Source organism: Amycolatopsis sp. SID8362 (assembly GCF_010550475.1).
GTDB lineage: Bacteria > Actinomycetota > Actinomycetes > Mycobacteriales > Pseudonocardiaceae > Amycolatopsis > Amycolatopsis eburnea.
Genome location: NZ_JAAGNB010001494.1, coordinates 1 through 839, shown reverse-complemented (window position 1 = coordinate 839; position 839 = coordinate 1). Strand labels below are relative to the sequence as shown.

Sequence of the window (839 nt, the reverse complement as noted above, 5' to 3'; positions counted from 1 at the left end):
GTGGCGGCCGCCGGGCACCCGCTGCTCAGTGCCGTGGTCGCGCTGCCTGCCTCCGGCGGGCTCGTGTTCACCGGCCGGCTTTCGGCGTCCTCGCACCCGTGGATCGCCGACCACGAGGTGCTCGGCTCGGTCCTGCTGCCGGGCACCGGGTTCCTGGAGCTGGCCGTGCGCGCGGGCGACGAGGTCGGCTGCGGTGTGGTCGAGGAGCTGACGCTGGAGGCGCCGCTGCTGCTGCCCCCGGGTGAGGCACGCCAGATCCAGGTGGCGGTGGACGCCGAAGCCGGTGACGGACGGCGGACCGTGCGGATCTTCTCCCGCGCCGAGGACGGGGCCTGGACCCGGCACGCCGAAGGCACCCTGCTCCCCGGCGTCCGGGAACCGGCCGGCGGCCTCGCCGAGTGGCCGCCCGCCGGAGCGTCCGAAGTGGACATCGACGGCGCCTACACCGATCTCGTCGCTGCGGGGTTCGCCTACGGCCCGGCCTTCCGGGGCCTGCGGGCGGCCTGGCAGCGCGGCGACGAGATCTTCGCCGAGGTCGCGCTGCCGGAGGAGGCGCTGGCCGACGCCCGCCGGTTCGGCCTCCACCCGGCGCTGCTCGACGCGGCCATGCACGCCGCGATCATCGTCGGGGCGCGCGAAGGCGGCGAGAAGGAGACCGTCCTGCCGTTCTCGTGGAACCAGGTCTGCCTGCACGCCACCGGCGCGACCGCGCTGCGGGTCCGGCTGACCCGGCCCACCCCGGCGAGCCTCGTCCTCGACGTCGCCGACGAAACGGGCGCGCCCGTGCTGTCGGTCGGCTCGATGGCGGGCCGCGGCGTCTCCGCCGGCCAGCTGGCCGG

The 839-nt window shown here is 76.5% G+C and carries 1 protein-coding gene; it reads left to right on the top strand.

The features are described from left to right. Window positions 1-839: polyketide synthase dehydratase domain-containing protein (locus G3I65_RS45810; protein ID WP_203612690.1), on the top strand; the 839-nt coding region annotated here is incomplete at both ends.